The following is a 19670-nucleotide window of genomic DNA, read 5'->3' on the forward strand; positions in this document are numbered from 1 at the left end:
CACTGGAATTTCATATATAGACACAACTCCCATTGCAGTTTGTCATGCAAAAAGAATATCCAAAAACAAAGTTTTTGCTGGAATTGCAAAATTAAGCAAGAGCACTTACGGCTGGTTTTTTGGTTTCAAATTACATATGGTAATCAATGAAAATGTTGAAATTCATGCACTTACGCTAACAAAAGGCAATGTTGATGATAGGATACCTGTGCCAAATCTGACGGAAAAATTAATCGGTCTTTTGTTTGGTGACAAAGGTTATATTGCAAAAGAGCTTTTTCAGAAGCTGTTTGACCGAGGTTTGAAACTTGTTACCAAGGTGAAAAAAGGTATGAAAAATACATTGATTTCGTTAAATGAGAAGATTTTACTGAGAAAAAGGTCTATCATTGAGACTGTTTTTGGTTACCTAAAAAATAGACTAGAAATTGAACACACTCGCCATAGATCCCCTGTTAATTTTTTGGTTCATATCTTTTCTACTCTCATTTCCTATTCCATCAAATCCACAAAGCCTTCTATTTCCTATACTTTCTTCCTTCCTTAATCCAGAATTCGCGTTGTTGGGGTTGTTAATGAAATATGTTGCTAAGTTAATACTAATTCATTTGATAATAAAAAGAAAAATTGAGGTAATTTACAGCAAAAACAAAATTTAAAGATAGAACGAAGCTCTTCTACAAGCTCAGCTCAAAAACTTAAATAAAACAGCCTGAAGGTAAAATATCAAAATATCTATAAAAGCTACTTGTATTGCCAATTTTATCTACTATAACATAAGATATAGCATTTCTCATAATAGTCCGAATAGGGTAAGATATGTGCTTATGGCTATTGTAGGACAGTAGCATATTATGCTCTGTTCGGATTATTGTGAAAAGAGCTATATTACAATAGTCCGAGGAAACTATAATAATAGTTATTGCACGGTTAAATAAATTAAATAGAATGTAAAATTTAGAAAAACTGTGCATAATAAGCTTTATAATGGGGGGGTTAAATGGTAACTAAATTTAGAACGTCTGATAGGTTTTCTTATTTCTCTGAGGAAACAGAATCTTTACAAGATTGCTCGCCAACTTTTAAAGTTGGTGCAAAGGTTTCTCCCTTTTTTAGTTATGATCCAGAAAAGGATTTAGTCTATAATTTACCAAATAATCCAATTGACGGAAATTCAGAAATAGAAGAGGACTCAAGCTCAGATTGTAATATCTTTGAACAAGAGTCACTCTTAAGAAAGTTAGAAGTGTCATCAGATGCAGAAAGAAAGTTGATTGATGAGTTTTGTAACAAGGTTAAAAATGTAGACGAAATAACTGAGATGTCAGACGCCTTAATGTATATTAAAAATATAACAGATGAGTACATAGAAAAAGGAATCAGGCTCAATCTCATTTATGGGGAAGAGGAAATAACTGTGACAGAGTTAATATTTCAAGTTTTGATAGCTACGATTAATAACGAGGGTCTTGGTCCTGGTGGTAAGACAATTGCATTAAGAAATCACTTGATTCCATATAATAATGGGAAAAGTAATACAGCTGTCAAAGAAATTCCATATTACAGTAGGTATTCTCACGATGACCTTGATCGTAGTGAAAATGATGAAGATGACGGCAGGAATGGAATATTAGAAGGTGAAAATCAAGATGTTGTAAAACATATTATTAATAGTTTATTTTTAACAGGTGGGAAAATACAGACTTTCTACTTGAATTCTGGTGAAATCACACATATAACTCTTCAGCAAGATTATTTGAGTAATGGTACTATCGATCGTACATGTCGGAGAACTAAAAGTAAGATAAGGAGTTTAGCATGTCAAAGTATTGCAGGCAATAGTGACAAGAGCTTGCAGAATAAGTTAAAAGTAGAGCTAGACAATCGATGTCTTTATGTAAAGTACATAGAAGGTAGCATTGTTAAACCTGCAAAGCTTATGTGCAATAAGGAAAAGATGGACCTGGGATTAAAGGCTTGTATATTGGATATTGAAGGAAGTCTAATAAGAATTGAAAATGTAAAAGGAAAAAGAAATTATGTGGATATATTGAAAGGTAGAATTCAAATGTCTTTTACCACTGAGGTAGGAGAGATTAGTATTGATCTAAGTCCTAGTAAGGAAGGTGGTAATAAAATAGAAGTAGAAATTGATGATGAGGGCAAAGCAAGGCTTAACAAGTTAAAAGCTGAGAAGAAAAGTTTAGGAGAAAACTGTCTTTTGGGAGGAAAAAGTGTTCTGGAAGCTATAGAAGATAAAGGTTTTAAGAAAAATGGCAATGTACCTACAGAGTCAATCGAGACTATTAAGGATGTTCCATTTACTGATTTTACGCAAGCTTGTTCGCAGCAAATTAACACAAGTGTTAAAGGCAGATAGTGATTATTGAAATTGTGCCACACAATAATAAGCTCGGGAATGTTCAAAAAAGCATACGCGTCAAGTTAAGGGAAAGTAGCATAAGGAAAAAGAAAAGTGGTAAAGATTATTTTAGATATTAAGTAATAAAGCTAGTAATTTGTAGACTCTTCTAAAAGAATTATCTTATTTTAGATCAAAATTTCCCAAAAAATAAATGTAACAAACAAGATACCCACTTTAAATGGTGCTATATTGGGCCTTAACTTGACGCGTATGGTTCAAAAAAGTGTGTCAAACCGAAAAAAAAGTAATAAATTGATATAAAAAAATGGAGGTTTGACAATGAGTCAGAAAGTAGTAAACAGAACTAACGGATTGGTAGATTATAAAGAGTTGGAAACAAATATCCTGTCGTCTATACGAGAAGGAAGACCGTTGACAGGAAGGGAGGGAGCATTAACACCATTTATAAAAAAGCTGCTGGAGGCAAGTTTGGAAGGTGAAATAGAAAACCACTTATTAGCTGAAAGTGAAGAGAATAATCGAAGAAATGGGAGAAATGGAAAGACTTTACGGACAAGTGCCGGTTCATTTGAACTTTTGACGCCAAGGGATAGAGAAGGAAGTTTTGAGCCGCAAATAGTCAAAAAAAGGCAAACAAGCTTACATCCAGAGCTTGAAACGAAGATTTTGAGCACATTTGCCAGTGGTATGAGCTATAGAGATATAGCGTCACACGTTGAGGAAATTTATGATCACAAAATATCGGCGGCAGAGATATAAAGTATTACCGACAAATTACTGCCTATAATCAATGAATGGCGTAGTCGTCCACTGCAATCAGTATACCCGATAGTATTTATGGATGGGATGTTCTTTAAGGTCAAAGAGAATGGACATTGCGTAAGTAAATGTATGTACAATATATTGGGCATAGACCAAAATGGCAGAAAAGAAGTCCTGGGCTTTTATTTGGCTGAAAGTGAAGGAGCTAACTTTTGGTTGGGAGTGCTAAATGACCTCAAAGAAAGAGGAGTAGAAGATATTCTGATTGCATGTGTAGATGGGCTAAAAAGCTTTCCTGCAGCTATAAATAGTGCGTTTCCTAAAGCAGAAGTACAGCTATGTATAGTGCATCAGATAAGAAATTCACTAAAATATGTATCCAGCAAAGATGTGAAAGTTTTCATGAATGATTTGAAAAAAATATATCGTGCTACAAGTAAAGAAATTGCTGAAAATTACTTACTTGAGCTGGAAGAAAAATGGGGAGAAAAGTATCCTTTAGTTATAAAATCGTGGCAGAACAATTGGGAAAATTTATCTGGTTATTTCAAGTATTCTAGCCCAGTTAGAAGGCTAATTTACACCACAAATCCAATTGAGGGGCTGCACAGACAGATCAGAAAATTCACTAAAACCAAGGGCTCATTTACCAGCACAAATGCCTTGTATAAACAGGTATATTGTGCTATAAAGAAGGTAGAGCAAAAATGGACTATGGCTCTGCCTAATTGGGCTTTAACTATGTCTCAACTTGATATTTTCTTTCCAGATAGATTGAAAATTGAGTTGAACTAAAAATGCGGTTTGACACACTTTTTTGAACATTCCCCAAAAAATCCCAATTACAGTAATTATCACTATGGTAATACAGACCGTAGCAACAATTTGGTGGCTCGCCAAGCTAGATTTACGGGTTCACATGCATGATAAATTTATAGAGCAGAACAACGGATTGACCGTTACGGTATATCGTCTGGAAGAGCGGGTAAAAAATCTTTCTGAGGAACTTGACGAATTCAAAGCCAGCTCAAAGTAGTTATTCTGGTTCATAAGGCTTAGATTGCGATTGACGATTTTTCCAATTTTCCACGTATTGCTCAACTAATAGAAGATCTCCCGTTATAATCAGTAGGTTTTCAGCATTTCTTTTCTGCGCAGAGTCAGAGAAATTAAATGACCCGGTTATGATTTTTTGCTCATCAATAATCATAATTTTACTGTGTGAAATTGCAGGTTTATAGTCTATGTATACCGGTATCTTTTGATAAAACAATTCATTGATGACACTGTATTTTGAGCTGATCTGTGATTCATCTAGAATAACCTTAATATCAACACCACGTTTTTTTGCTCTAATGAAAGATTGTGCAATTGGCTTTGAAGTAAACGTGTATGCCTGAACTAATATGGATTTTTGAGCTTGATCTATAGCATTGGTTATTTGTTCGGCACAATTTCCTCTAGGTGTGAAGCAAACTGTAGTTTTTGGGCAAGTAACACACCCCGATAAAAATGAGCAAATTAATAGAACTAATAAATATCTAACCATGACCAAATACATCCTTTCAGTAGACGGTGGAGGCATAAGGGGTATCATACCAGCCATTATTCTAGCAGAAATAGAAAAGAGAGCAAGGAAGTCTATTTCTCAAATCTTTGATCTAATGGCTGGTACTTCAACCGGTGGGATTGTTGTGGTTGGGTTATGCAAGAAAGATGAACGGGGAAATTCCCAATACTCAGCCAATGACTTAGTTGAGCTTTACCAAGAGTACGGAGCATATATTTTCAAGTCTTCATTCTTCAGGCGATCAATATTATCTTGGTTTAACTGTGCACAATACCCATACGAGAACATCGAGTCAATACTGGACAAATATTTTGGTGAGGATATTCTGAAAAATACCTTAAGTAAGGTACTGATAACAAGTTATGACATACACAATAACTGTCCATTTTTCTTTAAAAGCTGGAGAGAAGACAGGAATTTCATCAAGCTGAAAGATGCGCTCAGAGCGACAACGGCAGCACCAACATATTTTGCCCCTAAGTATTTAGAAGTCAGCCAAAAGGAAAGAGTATTAGTGGATGGAGGAGTATTTGCCAATAATCCAGCAGCATGTGCATATGCGAATAGTAAAAAACTTTTTCCTAATGAAGAAATCGTTCTGGTGTCAATTGGTACAGGTCGGCTATCTAATCGAATCAAGTACAGGAAATTAGGAAAGATAGCATGGATAAAGCCTCTGTTAAATGTGATGTTTGCTTCGAGCCTTGATGTGGTGAATTATCAACTAGGTAATGTAATGGACGACAGATACATCAGGATACAATCACAACTTACAATAGCGTCGGCTTAGATGGATAATGTAACCCTGAAAAACATCAAGTGCTTACAGCAAGAGGCAAATGCAATGATAGAGGACAACCAGGAATTAATAGATAAATTTTTGAAATGCCAAGCAAACTAAAGAAATTATACCACAAAGCAAAGAAAGGTTTAAAAAACATAGTTTCGCCCAAAAAACATACTAAGGGTCAAGAAGCTAACGATAAGCCAAAACCGCTCTCCGAAATTGTGGTGAAACCTAACCTATGCTCGAAAGTAACCTCTAAAGCAAAAAAAGATAAAAAAGGAATAAAAGAAAAAATAAAAAGCTTAAAAACGAAACCCGTAGAAAAAGAGCTGAAAAGAGGCAACGTGTTCAAAAAAGGCTTCAAAAAGCTAAAAGGGAAAATAAAAAAATTAAACCCCATAAAGTCCAAGAAAAACAAGATAATCGGGAGCAAGAAGTTAGCATTTTTACTGACTTCTGGTACGATTGTGGCAATTTTGCCGATGTTCAATTTGGCCCCTTTTCCAGCCTTAGCCATAACTTCGGCATGTGTTTTCAGTATTAACTTCATCGCAGTCAAAACATTGAAGAAAGTTATCAAACAACGCAAATTAGCAGCAGAATCTGAAGAAGAGTCAACTCTACTGGCTAAGCCGGAAGAAGAAATTCAAGATGTATCGGTTGAACCTGTAAAAGAAAAAGCCGCAAGCAAAACTTCAGAGAAATCTTAAATAGATTAACTATTTTCATCTATATCATAATATATTATATAAATTATCATAGTTTTAATTCCGTTGGGAGCGTAAGTTGCGCAATTTCCTCAGCAGTCAAGCTAGTTATTTGAGAAATATTATCAATGGAAATACCTAGTATAAGTAGATTATTCACAACCTTGATTGACTCTACTTTATCAATCTTTTCTTTGTAAATTTGCTTTCTTTGCAATAAAAATTCTACCCATATATTCAGTTCATCTAGTGATTCTTGATTGTCAATTTTTCTATATTCTCTTGCCCAACTTAATAATTCATTTTCTCCTTCACCATCTTCGCAATAATTTTCTTTGTATTCCTTTATCAGATCTTCAGCATCTACTGATAATTCTCTTGCTATCTCCCACAACCTTTCACTGAAAATGGTGACACTCCCTTGTTCATAGTGATGTATCTGTGAGGGCCCTACATTAAGCTTTTTTGCTAATTCTTCTTGCGTATATCCTCTTATTATCCTCCACTTCTTGATCTCTTGTCCTCCGTTTTGGCTTGTACAACCGATACTCTCTCTATCAGCATATTCTTCAATTGATAAGCCCGTTGCTCGATAGATAATCTCAGTATCAAACCCCGCCTTAACTAGATTCTTTGCAATTCTTATTCTTGCTGCTTTTACATTACTTTCTTCCTCAGCTCGGATAGATTTGGTTAATGCGTAAATTGCTTTGCGTCCTCCTGTTTTTTCTATGAAATTATACATTTCCTGGCTCCTAGCTTCATCAAAACAACTGTTTTCTTTTAGTACTTTTCGTCTTGGAAAAAGATTTCTAATAGGGATTGATAACGACTCTGCTATGATTTTTAACTTTTCAACTGGAATACCACATGTTCCTTGCTCATATCTTAGCAGCGTGTGGTAGTTTATGCTTGTTTTGTCTACTAAGTCTTTCAGAGTATATTTTTGTTTTAACCTCCAGCTCCTTACTTTTTGCGCTATTTGGTACCTTATTGAAATATTTGCCATAAATATGGTATAGGTTAATACTACCAAATAAAGATATACAAAATGTTCGCATTTTAGTTGAATATTTTTTCACAATTGTGTATAATTTTTAATGCTTTTTAAGTCGATTTCCTATGGCTCTTTCGAAGTTTCTCGATCCAAAAAATGATATATCGTTCAAGCGCATCTTTGGCACTGAAAAAAATAAGGACATTCTTATTCACTTCCTTAATGATATCCTTGGCTTCACTGGCAAAAGTACAATAAAGGATATAGAGTTCTTAAGTACTATTCAAGACCCTGATATTGCTTCTAAAAAACAAAGCATTGTTGATGTTCTTTGTAGAGATGAAAATGGGCTGCAAGTCATAGTCGAAATGCAGGTCGCTAAAACTAAAGGCTTTGAAAAACGTGCACAATACTATGCTGCTAAAGCTTACTCAAGACAAGCTGATAAAGGTGATCAATATCATGACCTTAAGGAAATTATTTTTATTGCTATAGCAGATTGTATTTTATTTCCTGATAAGTCTGAGTATAAATCAAAGCACACTATTCGCGATGAAGACACTAATGAACATGATCTAAAAGATTTTTACTTTATATTTATTGAGTTGCCTAAATTTATAAAAACCAAAGAAGATCAGCTTTCAAGTATAGTTGAAAAATGGGTCTACTTCTTTAGATATGCAGATGAAACTAGTGAAGAAGAGCTAGAGAGAATAATAGGTAGTGATCTAATAATTAAAAGGGCCTATGAAGAGCTAAATAGATTCAACTGGTCAGAAAAAGAATTTATTGCCTATGAACAAGAGATCAAGCGTATTCGTGATGAACAGGCTGTCCTTGCTCAAAAACTCGATGATGCCACTCAAAAAGGTAGACTAGAAGGTAGACTAGAAGAAAAAATTGAAGTAGCAAAAAACTCACTCAAGGCCGGTGTCTCTATAGATGTTATAGCTCAAATTACCGGTCTCTCTCATTCTGAAATTTTACAACTCAAGGAAAAAACATAATATTCCTACTTATTCACTTCAACATTTATGAAAACCTTCTCTAAGTTAGACATATCCCCTAATTAAGAATCTAGTGAACTGTCTAAAATGGCTATAAAGATTGCACATAGAATTATATAAATTACTATCATAACGTTACCCAAACTTCTATATCAAAGCTACGTGCTGTAAGTTCAATATGGAAAACACATTAACCACTTAGCATTTAATGTCTACTTCATCCATTTTAGTATTAAGACTATCAAACTTGGTCTGGTATCCCTAATTATTTTGGCTAATTTTGCTACCTTCACTTTAAATTTTCCACTACTTGGCATATTATACCTCCACCACTTATATTATAACTTACCTATTGAGATTACCTCTAAGCTTGGCTACTCCTATCTCAGAAAGACAAGTTGATACTTTTGAATGGCTGTGAACTGAAGCATTACTTAAATAACTTTGAGGCTCTAAACTCATTTGCTTTGCATCATCAACTTCTAATCTACCATCTCTGTTGTGTAATATCTGCTCTATTGATTGATTTAGCAGACCCTTATTAAATTGAGCTATAAACTTTTCAAATTTCTTCGGACTTAATTTACCAGCTTCTTCACCAGGACATGCTTTCTCTACATACGATTTTAAAATCCCTGAAATTTCATTAAATTTACCACTCATGACTTTTCTAGTAATCTCTTTCTGCATTCCCATATAATCAATATTTAATCGATGCATTGATAAACCACTTTTTAATCCAGCTTGCTCTACTACTTTCTCAAATCCCTTTGTAATATTGAGTGCATAGCCCTGTGCTTCTAGTGGAGATATAGACTGACCTACTGTAGAAATATACTTTTGACCTGTAACCTTTCTAACGAGCACGTCAATGAACATTATTGTACCATTTACATCGATTGGTGCACTAATTTGTGAGATTGAACTTTGAGTGAATGTTTTCTCAGGTAAAGCAGCTCTAGAACCTAATAACCCACCTATAGAGCTCTTTACCCAACCAAACAAATCATTTATCCATGAAGATGGTCTTGTGCCACTACTTGCTGCTACCTCAGGTTGATTACTTAAATCCATAGCAAGTGGTTTTCTTGACATATGATGATGAGCATGATCCCCATGGTGATGACGGCGTCTGCGTTGTACAGGTTTTTCTCTCTCTTTATTGAGCTCTTCCTCTAAATAATTTACAATATTATTATATCCTTTATCTCTAGCAATATCTAGCGGTGTTCTACCGTCAGCAGTTGAGGCATTAACATCAGCACCTCTCTCAACAAGATGCTCAACGATGTCTAATGAACCCAATGATACAGCCCAATGAAGAGGTGTCCAACCTTCATTATCTTTGACCTTAATATTAGCACTGTTATCTAAAAGAAGTTCAATTATATTAAAATTATTCTTTTGAATGGCCCAAAATAAAGGAGTCCAACCCTGCCTATCTTGAATATTAACATTAGCACCTCGTCTGATACTTTCTCTCACTTTTTCAAGATCTCCTTTTTCTGCAGCAATTAATAATTCTTTATCTAGATTTAATTGTTTTTGTTTCAAAACTTCTACTATATCTTCGTAACCCTTTTGAATAGCTAGGTCTAAAGATGTCTTGCCGTACATGTCTGTAGCCTTTAAATTAGCACCCCTGTCAAGAAGTAGATTTACTACATTCAACCTGTTTGCGTCAACAGCAATATGCAAAGGTTTCCTATTGTATGCATCTTGAGCCTCAATATTAGCACCTTTATCAAGAAGAAATTGAACCATATTTGAATTACCTTCTTGAGCCGCAAAGTGCAAGGGTGTTCCTTGATATGTGATCTCATTATTAAACTTGGCACCCTGAGCTATAAGGAACTTGACCGCATCCCATTTACTTCCCCGAGCGGCATAGATTATAGGTGTCCAACCATTATTACTATCTTGAGTATCTAAGCTAGCACCTCGAACTACAAAATCCTTAACTTCATTAAGATTACCACCTTGTACTGCAGTTAACAACTGCCTATCTAGATCTAATTGTGTTTGTTGTAAGTATTCTACAACATTATTATGTCCTTTATCTCTAGCAAGATTTAGCGGTGTTTTACCATTCCTATCTTTAGTATTGATATTGGCTCCCTTACCCACGAGGTATTCTATTATATTAAGATGGCCATTCCAAGAAGCCCAGTGCAGAGGCATCCAGCCGTCTTTGTCAACCTCATTAACACTTACTCCTTTATTAAGAAGAAATTCTATAATATTTTTATTATCGTGCTCAGCAGCAATGTGTATAGGCTCTCTGCCATAAACGTTTTGAGGATTAATATTAGCCCCTTTGTCAACGAGAAACTTTGCAACTTCTAAACAGCCTTTCGACGCTGTATAATGTAGCGGTGCCCAACCATAGTTACTGGTATCATCAACGCTTACCCCCTTACCGAGAAGGAACTCTATAATATCTTTGTAATTTTTTTCAGCAGCAATGTGTATAGGTTTCCTACCAAAAATGCCCACATCTATAACATTAACATTAGCACCCTGACCAACAAATTTTTTGACTTCAGAGAGATCTCCATTTTCTGTAGCAGTCAATAATTTTTTGTCTAATTCTGTTTGTTTTAAAAATCCTACTATATCTGTATAATTCCCTTGAATAGCCAAGTCTAAAGGTGTTTTTCCATCGCTAGTTTTAGCTTCAATATTAGCCCCTCGACTTGAAAGTACTCTAACTATATCAAGCCTGTCTTTGAAAATTGCATGATGTAAAGGTGTCCAGTCATTTTTCGTTTTAGCTTCAATATTAACACCTTTATTAAGAAGAAACTCAATTATTTTAGGTGTAGTATTATTATGCTGAATAGCCACATGCAAAGGCGTTAAACCATCATTAGTTTTAGCTTCAAGGCTAGCCCCTTTATCTACAAGAAGCTCAATTATTTTCAATTGACCATAAGCATTTGCTATATGTAAAGGTGTTTCCCCAATGTTAGTTCTAGCCTCAATATCAGCATTTCGATTTAAAATTGCCCTAGATATATCAAGCTTATTATCATTGTCAGCAGCACAGTGCAAAGGCGCCCAACTACGTTTATCTCTAATATTAACATCTGCACCCATACTGAGAAGATTCTCAACTTCACTAAGATTATTTCGTCTCACAGCATCAAACAGTTGCTCTGTCGATAGAATTGCTTTTTCCTTATTAAATTCCACTATAACATCTTCTGAGTTACAAATAGAAGCTATACACTTTGAGTTAGAAACTATTGCATCATTAAAAGCAAACATCATTTCTCTTGCCGGTTGATAAGTATTCCAGTTCTCTACTTTTACAAGAGTGTTATTTTTATGTGATAGCAATAAGGTATCATTTATAACTCTCATATTGAAATCTAATATAGACTTATCTTTCAAATCAACTAAACCAATATCATTCTTGTTAACAGGTTGATTATGATAAATCTGTAACCCTTGCTCATCTGGCTTATAATATCTGAAAGAACTAAATTCATCAGCTCTTTCTCCAAATTCTTCTGGTTCCATAATTTTGTCGCTCAACTCTATGGATAAATCCCAGTTTTTATGAACAGAAGAATAGTAATCCGATATTGATAATGCTCCTCTATCTGATAACAATAGCAAATCATTATTTAGCTTCAAAAAAAGAACTTTTTCTGAGTCAAATGTGAAACAATTATGATGATTTAAAAGGTTAGTACCATTAACACTAAATCTTCCATCTACTTTTAAGCTATGAGAGCAATAATCTCGCTCTAATTCTCCATTCTGAAGTTTGTAATATTCTTCCCCATTAAATGTAACTGTAACATCTTTATAATTTGATAGCAGGGTTATATTTAGGCCATTTTTGTTAATCTTTATTTCTCCTTTATTATCTTCTATAAATGGCATATCATTTAACGTACTATTTAGTAGACTAAAATCTAATATACCATTTGCTTGAGCAATCATAATATTAGCGTTTCTGTTATCGAAAAGATAAAGATGGCTTATATTACTTGGAGCTTTCCAGTAAAAATTATGGTGATCCTCATCAGGGTAAAAAATATGATTACTAGAACTACCTACAACACCATGATAATTAGTGTTTAATAATTGCTTTGTAATATTAAAGTTTGAATTGTCCATTTTTTGCAGATTATCCAACTTATTATCTAATTTTGTTATGTGCACATTTGTTACTTTATCAGTATTAATGTCTACTTTTGTTGGAGTTACAAACAAACCATCTGCTGTTTTTACTGATGTTTGTTTATCTACACTTATAAAAGCTCCACTTTTATTGTAGATATTTGTTATATTATTAGCATGAGTCATACTACCTATATCACTAAAATTTATCGGCAATAATACTAAGCCTTTCCCATAAATAGAATCACCAAAATAACCCTTTATTGCAGTAAAGTTTTTTGCTGTTATTACATCGTTGCCACCCTTACCATCAACGTAACCTGCATGAGAAACTTCTATATGATTAGCTTTATCACTGCCAATAATAGAATGTATATTCTCTGAATCTGTAAAATTACCTTGCGTTACAACTATGTTCTTTTGTCCTTCTATTCCTAAATTACATACAAAATTATCCTTTGCTATGTAGAAGAAATTTGTTCCTTGTTTATGAATATCACAATTACTTAACTGATTTGTAAAATAATACCTATTCTGTACACTAGACCCTTGATTATTGATTCCATAACTATTAAGTAATATATTTTTACCATTGAAAATCACATCAACGGTATAATTAGAAGTCACATTTATAAAAGCATTGTTATTAGACATATAAAATAACATCTTTACAGACCCAGAAGGATTATTTCTGTTATATGAAACTGCATTATAGCAATCGGTCATATGTTCTTGTAGAAACCACCTTTCTACTGTTCTACTTAATTTCATATTATTGTACTTCGATGCACTACTGCATGATGCGCCACTTGGTAGACTCGCCAAGGTTTCTTTGCTTACAATTTGTACTGCAATATTGTCGTCATGTGGTCCACAAACAACATTATAGTTTCCAACAGCACTAGGAATTATTCTAGAATTGTGAGCAATGCTACTAGTATAAAATGGGTGTGTAATATTTGTTCTTGATTCAAAATCAAATGTATCATCAACTATCCTTGTTTTAGCACGGCACTCATTCGATACACCATGCAAAGCTTGACCAAATGCTAGACCGTATCCTTCCCATTGTCTTTTATCTCGAGAACGAGCGCTAGTAGCATATTCTTCTTTTGTAACCAGTATAGAAGGCAGTGAAATAGCTATTGTATCATAGTTATTCTTAAATTGATCTAAGATCTTTGATATATACTGTTTATATATTTCTTCTGCTTCCATATCATGTTCTATATAATCTGGTACTTTTTTACCAAGAAAGAAATCCCAATAAAGATCATGTTTTTCCTGATCTGTAAGGTTCATTTGTTCTTCTAATTTTTCTACCTCAAGCCCTGCTTCTACAAACTGTGATATGACAATAACAGCAACTGAGACAGCAGCACCAACTGGACCAGCAAATTCTCCTACTACTCCAGTTTCTAAGCCTGCTACTGACATTGTTTCAGTAACAACCGCAGGGACATCTGCGGCGATAAAGATAGAATTAGTTGCGATGTTTAGGTCAGCAATCTTTATATCTGCAGGATCTGTCGCACTTTGCCTTGCTTTTATTGACTCCGCTAACCCTAAAAATGCCGCAAAATTACCTATAGCACGTCCCATAACTGGAGCAAATCCCTTTAGCATCTGAGAATCAAGCTTTGTTCCTAACTCTAACATTTTTCCAGAGATTTTTTCACCAATCTTTGGCATTACCCAAAGATTTAATGCATCATAACCTAGCCCTTCTACATCTCCATTTGCTATATGTTTACCAACTAAAAATACCGTAAAGGCAAGACCTGCACCTTCTGCTACTTTCCCTATTTTTTCTGCTACTCCAGACCTTCTCAGGATATTTTTCATTTCTTCTTTATTTTCTATGTTGTCCTTCATCTCCTTCACAATATCCCTAATCTCTGGATCTATTGAACTTAGATCTATATTTTTAACTTTTGCGATAAATGCTTCTTCAACATTTTGGTCTATAGTTTCACCTCTAGATATTCGCTCAGAAACCTTGAAAAGCTGATCATAAAACTCAATATTCTTTACTCTTTCTGCTACCTTGTCAGCATTAAACAACTCTTTGATACGTTGTTCTTTTTCCTCTTCTGTAATCTCTTCTTCATCAAACGAATCCTTGCAGGCCATATTTACACTTCTTTCTCTTCTTGGTTTTTTACTTGGTGGATACTCTGGTGATGAAGGTTCTCTTTTTTCTCCTTTAGAACACTGCCCTACAGTAGGTAACATATGAACTGAACTATGAACTACACCAACAGGAATAAATCCTTCCTTAGCTGTCCTACTTGTTAAAATAAGTTTATTTGGATTATTAGATCCTTTATCGAAAACAACACCGATAAATTTCACCTCATCACCATCTGTGAGTGTTTTATAGGTAACGCCCTCTTTATACTCTTCATTTATTTGATCATTTGCTTCCCTCAATAAAGCTTGAGCTCCTTTGCCCTGCCTTGATGTCTTAAGTTCTAATCCTATTGGAGTGTACTCCTCAGCATTTCCACCTTGAGCTACAAACTTAATACCATGAACTAGCATATCAGTGCGTTCCCCTCTACCAGTTTGAAACTCAGTTAAAACTAATGCTCTAGTTTCTGGTGATTCTTGTAATTTTAGGTCGCTATAATAACTAAATACTCCATTCAATATTCCCTGGAAATGAGCTTCTTTATTAACGAGACTCTTAAAAGGAAAGATCCCTTCTCCAATTTTTTCTAACAATTTATTATATTCGTTTGTTGATAAAGACTGAGTATCCAATGCTTGATCAAATGTTTCTTTTAATTCATTAGGATAAGGAACTTCTTTGAAAGCACCTTGAAATCTCTCAGCTCCGTTGTTGTACTCTTGTAAAGAATTGTATTTTTCAGCCCAAATAGTAAGATATCTTTTAAAATCTGACTTGTATCTAGTATCAAAATTAAGACTTAATTCAACTATTTCCCTATTCCTTATTTCTCTATCTAATCTATTAAGAGGGAGCACTTTATCTAGACTGTTCAGAACATCTTTTCTGTTAGCTTCAACAATATTTATCACATAAACCAACTTCTCTGTACTTTCTGGAATAAGTACCATTGTTACAACTGCATGGCTTGCATCAAGGTTAGTTGATAGTCTTTCCCTGGCTCTTTCAGCTGCTGGACGTCCAAGTCTACGAAGATTAGGATGCACTTCGGTAGGTATATTATCTCCATAGATAAAAATGTATTTTTTAAAACCAGTTTTTAAATCTTCAACTCTATTTAGCAATAGTGATTGTCCTAGTAAAAACCTGCTAAAATAATGATTATCCCCCTTCTCTGGTGTACCAGGAAACGTATGATAAATACGTTCTAGATTATCTTTCACCTGTCCTTTTAATTCTATTGTTCCAATCCTTTGCGTATCCCAATCATCAGCAGATTTTAGCATATCTTGAAAAAGAGGAATTATTTCTTCTCCACGATTCGATACTTTAATATCAGAGATAGGAGATGAACTATCAAGATTGACACCAACACATAAAATGTCATCTGCAGTAGTTAGAACTCGCTGAACATTTGGTTGGAAACCTTGTGCATACTTTTCTCCTTGTTGCAAAGCCCTATCTGGAGTAGCATAAGGACCTGTCCCTGCTTTTAACTCAATAATAATCGGAATAGAATCCAGTGCACGATCAGGACCACGAGCCAGCAAGATAATATCTGCATAACCCCTTCCTGCAAATTGCTCTGGGTAGACTCTAAGATTATACCTGTAGTGGAAATTCATGAAAACGCCTACCATAAATCCATGATGTGCTGCTTCACGTGCACTATTATCATAGACTACTGATCCTACATACTCAGAATGAACGTTATTAATTTTTTCAAGAACTTTTTTTAAAGACCTGCTAACTGTTTGCGCATCAGAATCAGATAGCTTCGCTATATCACCTTCCGGATTATTCCATATTCCTTTTTCTATTTCATGAAATTCCTTGCTAGTAGCAGAATCAAGTATCTCTTTAGCTTCCATATTAACAAAAATATCACCCTTTCCTTTATAGATCTGTACTAATCTAGATTTTATTCTATCTTGAATTTCATTCTTAATATTTAGGATCTCATTCTCAACATCCCGATCTCTAATCTTACCCCTATCTATATTCTTTCTTAATATGTTCTCCAACTCATTAACGGTAAACTGATGGCCACGCTTACCTTCTGAAATGGAAAATAAATCTATATTATTAATAGCATCTTCAGCATTTCCAATTTGACCATTTTTAACAATAGCTACTTTTAAAGTTTTTGAAGTATCAAAACTAAAATAAATCTTTTTAATATTTAAATTTTCTGCAATTTTTGTATCTAGCAAAGTAGAAAAGCTCCCTAGGAAGAAGTGTGTAAAAAATCCTGTTTTTTCTACAGAGTGTAAATAAGATGGAATCTGATCCACAAATGATTGAAATCTCGTTTCAAAAGATTTAAAATCCTCACCTTGCCAGCTTATACCAACTTTTTTACCTGCTTCCTCTATTAATAACTGTATTAATTCAAAATCTTGTGGCCTTCCTTTGCCCATGACTTTTTTTAAACCTTTCGCAAGGTCTACATCATTATCAACAGCACCTCTCTCAAGACCAAAATTATAATGGTTTCGGTCGCCTGGAGCACCAACATGAAATAACTGTATTTGAATATTTCCATCACCATATTGAGTTTCAACCTCACCAGAAACACTGATTGTTGCGCTAAGTATTCCACTCATTGCTCTTATTTCAGGTTCGCCTCCCCAAGTATTAGGGTTCCTCATGTTCTCTAAGTAATTCTCAAAATTGCCTTCAACAAAATCTCTGAACTCATTTTCATGATCACGTATATAATCAACTACTCGGTTGCGAAATACATTTCTTACTAAATTTGCAAATGTATCATCATAATTGGCAGCACCTAAATTCCGAACTAAACCTCTCACATAATCTAAATTTTGGGTTATAGCTTCTCCATTTCCAAACAAAGCTGCATACCTTTGTCGAAATAGAGCATCATCGTTTCTGACAGGTATTAAGTAAGCCATAGTAACAGACCAAAATAAGCAACTATTTTCCCCTGGAACATCGACTTTTATAAATCGACTTCTATTATCTTCAGAATCTTGAGAAATAGTATCAAATGATGGATTTTTATAGATTAGCTCTACTTCATCTTCAGTATCATCATCAGATCTACGATAACGTTTAAATTGAGGAAATTTCTTAACTTGCTCTACATATTGAATTTCATCTGATAGCTCAGTAATTTTTGAACTAACGCCTTCTTTTTTTAGATGATCTGTTGGATATTGTATCTTAAACATAAAACCCTCTTCATTACATTATACTGAGCCCACTATTTATTATCAGAGATATCAACAATATAAGCTGTTTTTACCTACATGCTAACTTATATATATAACATTTGTATTACAATGCAACATCTTTTTGACAGAAGCTAGAGTAGTAACAAGAAACCACCACCTGCTTTATAGAATTGCCCTATAATACCTCTTAATTACCCAACTCTAATTGCTCACATGCCTTGCTTAATTCAACCTCAGTTAAGCTAGCAGGCTCTTCAGATCTAGACTTTCCATATGCTAGAAATTTATTTAACGAATTAATATCTCTTTTCTCTAACACAGATCGTATATACTCTGCTTGTCTAGAATCCATAAACTCCTTGATTTGATCAGAATTAGCCTTATCTAATATTGCCCATACCGGTTCCATGTAATTTTGATTTACCCAAGGTACTAATAAACTTGTAACAAGAAAGCAAGATCTATTACAAACTTCTTCCTTCAGCACATAAGTACGATGGCTATCAAACCCCTCCTTTCTCCACATATGCATAAAAAGCTTTGCACCTTCACCAGCATAATATGAGCTGTTCTCTGTTTTTATATGGTGTAGCCAGACAAGATATTTATCTTCTGAAACATTACTTGGCTTCAAATAGTCAAACAATGCTTGAAATTGATCAAAGCGAAGTGCACCCTGTAGCGTGTTTAGACTACCATAATAACCATTTTCAGCTAAGTCTCTTTTTAGAAGTTCTGGATATTTATCAGGACTTATTTGACTAAAACAAAACTCGAATATCTCAGGATAACTATTACAACGACTACCTGCTGCATATACCGCTGTTTTCATCAAGATCTCATCCTTTTTCTGTGCACCCATCTCACTTTCAGGTAATAACTTTATTTTATTCCAGAAAAATTCAACTGCCTGTACTTGTTTAAAATCTATAGCACATTTAAGTCCATATTCGTATAGATGACGACCATCTAAATTTAGCTTAGAGACATAACCACTAACAAAATGTGACCAAAACTGCGCTAAAAGACCAGACCCGCAACACCTAACTAAGTGCTCATACTCCAACAGACTGCTCTTACCTTGAGCCGATAGGCTTTTTTTTCTTTCCTCAAATAAAGCAATAATATCTTCTTCTAAACAGCACCGACAGGCAATGTCATACTTATCAAAGAGATTACCTGAATCTGGCGCAATCAACTTTTTGCCTACCACTTGCCTATCAAGCTTAACTCCGTGTAAATTGTCTACTTTTTTCCAACAATCCTTACTAGACAGCACTTGTGCAAGAAAATTACGTCCTTTCTTGCCGCTTTTTTGATGTAAACGCCAATTTGCATAGCACCAGCGTTCAATTTGAAAAAGCTTAGATGCTCTATAGGGATCATCCTCTTTAATAGACGAAAACAAAACTTTTGGAATATCTGAACGCAGCATGATCACCTCTCTATGAATGGAAAAAAAATGGAAACTGTTACGTTTAACATACACTACAGTAACTTGGTACCATTTCTAGTAAGATATCCCGTTTCTAAGTTTTGTCAATCATCAACTTGAAAAATTTTTTAGACTTGAATAACTCTCAACAAAAGCCTCTTAATATGAGAGATACATGACGTTTTGTTTATTTTAAATTCTGTTTTTTATAAGTTTATCTTAATTATTATTCTAAAATAAACTAATATTAATTTAGTAAAATATATTATTAAGATCTCAAGTAAGATAGCCATTTTCAGCACTCAAAATCAAGAGACGTGAGAAGAGTTTGTTTTGGGATGGATTGGTCTACCGCTGGATTCGTGCGAACTTTTATTTATAATAATTCCACTATACCTTGAAATTAGCTATACTAGCCTGTTTTTACCAAATTTATATACGAACCAATTTGCCTAACTTTGTTGCAAAAATTTCAAGCTTCTATTTTCACAACCGTATTTTTACGCGGCTTGTTCTCACGAATATATGTACTTTTTACGATTTTGGAAAGAGTA

The 19670-nt window shown here is 34.3% G+C and carries 7 protein-coding genes and 3 pseudogenes; 6 read left to right on the top strand and 4 right to left on the bottom strand.

The window, feature by feature from the left end:
• Nucleotide 1: 1 nt before the first annotated feature.
• The 3 genes and pseudogenes from ACFELZ_RS05275 to ACFELZ_RS05285 form a co-directional block, all read left to right on the top strand.
• Nucleotides 2–547 (top strand): annotated as a pseudogene (locus ACFELZ_RS05275) (IS982 family transposase); the annotation flags it as partial.
• A 453-nt stretch (nt 548–1000) separates the two neighbouring features.
• A complete protein-coding gene (locus ACFELZ_RS05280; RefSeq protein ID WP_375315853.1) occupies nt 1001–2380 on the top strand; it encodes a hypothetical protein in 1380 nt (459 codons plus the stop codon).
• Nucleotides 2381–2704: 324 nt separating this feature from the next.
• A pseudogene (locus ACFELZ_RS05285) lies at nt 2705–3943 on the top strand (IS256 family transposase).
• A gap of 241 nt (nt 3944–4184) precedes the next feature.
• On the opposite strand, the gene ACFELZ_RS05290 reads toward ACFELZ_RS05285, so the two are convergent.
• Nucleotides 4185–4697, bottom strand: a complete 513-nt coding sequence (locus ACFELZ_RS05290) for a phospholipase D family protein (protein WP_353269631.1) — start codon at nt 4695–4697, stop codon at nt 4185–4187.
• On the opposite strand from ACFELZ_RS05290, the pseudogene ACFELZ_RS05295 reads away from it, so the two are divergent.
• Both ACFELZ_RS05295 and ACFELZ_RS05300 read left to right on the top strand, forming a co-directional pair.
• A pseudogene (locus ACFELZ_RS05295) lies at nt 4696–5619 on the top strand (patatin-like phospholipase family protein). The gene ACFELZ_RS05290 and the pseudogene ACFELZ_RS05295 overlap by 2 nt on opposite strands.
• Nucleotides 5604–6215, top strand: a complete 612-nt coding sequence (locus ACFELZ_RS05300; RefSeq protein ID WP_375315854.1) for a hypothetical protein — start codon at nt 5604–5606, stop codon at nt 6213–6215. Before ACFELZ_RS05295 ends, ACFELZ_RS05300 begins: the two are co-directional and overlap by 16 nt.
• A 46-nt stretch (nt 6216–6261) precedes the next feature.
• On the opposite strand, the gene ACFELZ_RS05305 is transcribed toward ACFELZ_RS05300, so the two are convergent.
• Nucleotides 6262–7221: a helix-turn-helix domain-containing protein gene (locus tag ACFELZ_RS05305; RefSeq protein ID WP_265045216.1), complete on the bottom strand. Its 960-nt coding sequence runs from the start codon at nt 7219–7221 to the stop codon at nt 6262–6264.
• 113 nt (nt 7222–7334) lie between these two features.
• Here ACFELZ_RS05305 and ACFELZ_RS05310 point away from each other — a divergent pair, with 113 nt between their 5' ends.
• A complete protein-coding gene (locus tag ACFELZ_RS05310) occupies nt 7335–8216 on the top strand; it encodes an Rpn family recombination-promoting nuclease/putative transposase (protein WP_265026763.1) in 882 nt (293 codons plus the stop codon).
• Nucleotides 8217–8561: 345 nt separating this feature from the next.
• Here the strand turns inward: ACFELZ_RS05310 and ACFELZ_RS05315 are convergent, their stop codons facing one another.
• Both ACFELZ_RS05315 and ACFELZ_RS05320 read right to left on the bottom strand, forming a co-directional pair.
• A complete protein-coding gene (locus ACFELZ_RS05315; protein ID WP_265026762.1) occupies nt 8562–17678 on the bottom strand; it encodes an ankyrin repeat domain-containing protein in 9117 nt (3038 codons plus the stop codon).
• A gap of 190 nt (nt 17679–17868) precedes the next feature.
• On the bottom strand, nt 17869–19116 hold the full coding sequence (locus tag ACFELZ_RS05320) for a hypothetical protein (protein ID WP_265026761.1): 1248 nt from the start codon (nt 19114–19116) through the stop codon (nt 17869–17871).
• Between the last annotated feature and the right edge of the window lie 554 nt (nt 19117–19670).

Source organism: Wolbachia endosymbiont (group A) of Colletes cunicularius (assembly GCF_964264715.1).
Lineage (GTDB): Bacteria > Pseudomonadota > Alphaproteobacteria > Rickettsiales > Anaplasmataceae > Wolbachia.

Coding starts and splice junctions, on each gene's coding strand:
- ACFELZ_RS05280 (WP_375315853.1), top strand. CDS start 1,001: ATGGTAACTAAATTTAGAACGTCTGATAGGTTTTCTTATTTCTCTGAG.
- ACFELZ_RS05290 (WP_353269631.1), bottom strand. CDS start 4,697: ATGGTTAGATATTTATTAGTTCTATTAATTTGCTCATTTTTATCGGGG.
- ACFELZ_RS05300 (WP_375315854.1), top strand. CDS start 5,604: ATGCCAAGCAAACTAAAGAAATTATACCACAAAGCAAAGAAAGGTTTA.
- ACFELZ_RS05305 (WP_265045216.1), bottom strand. CDS start 7,221: ATGGCAAATATTTCAATAAGGTACCAAATAGCGCAAAAAGTAAGGAGC.
- ACFELZ_RS05310 (WP_265026763.1), top strand. CDS start 7,335: ATGGCTCTTTCGAAGTTTCTCGATCCAAAAAATGATATATCGTTCAAG.
- ACFELZ_RS05315 (WP_265026762.1), bottom strand. CDS start 17,678: ATGTTTAAGATACAATATCCAACAGATCATCTAAAAAAAGAAGGCGTT.
- ACFELZ_RS05320 (WP_265026761.1), bottom strand. CDS start 19,116: ATGCTGCGTTCAGATATTCCAAAAGTTTTGTTTTCGTCTATTAAAGAG.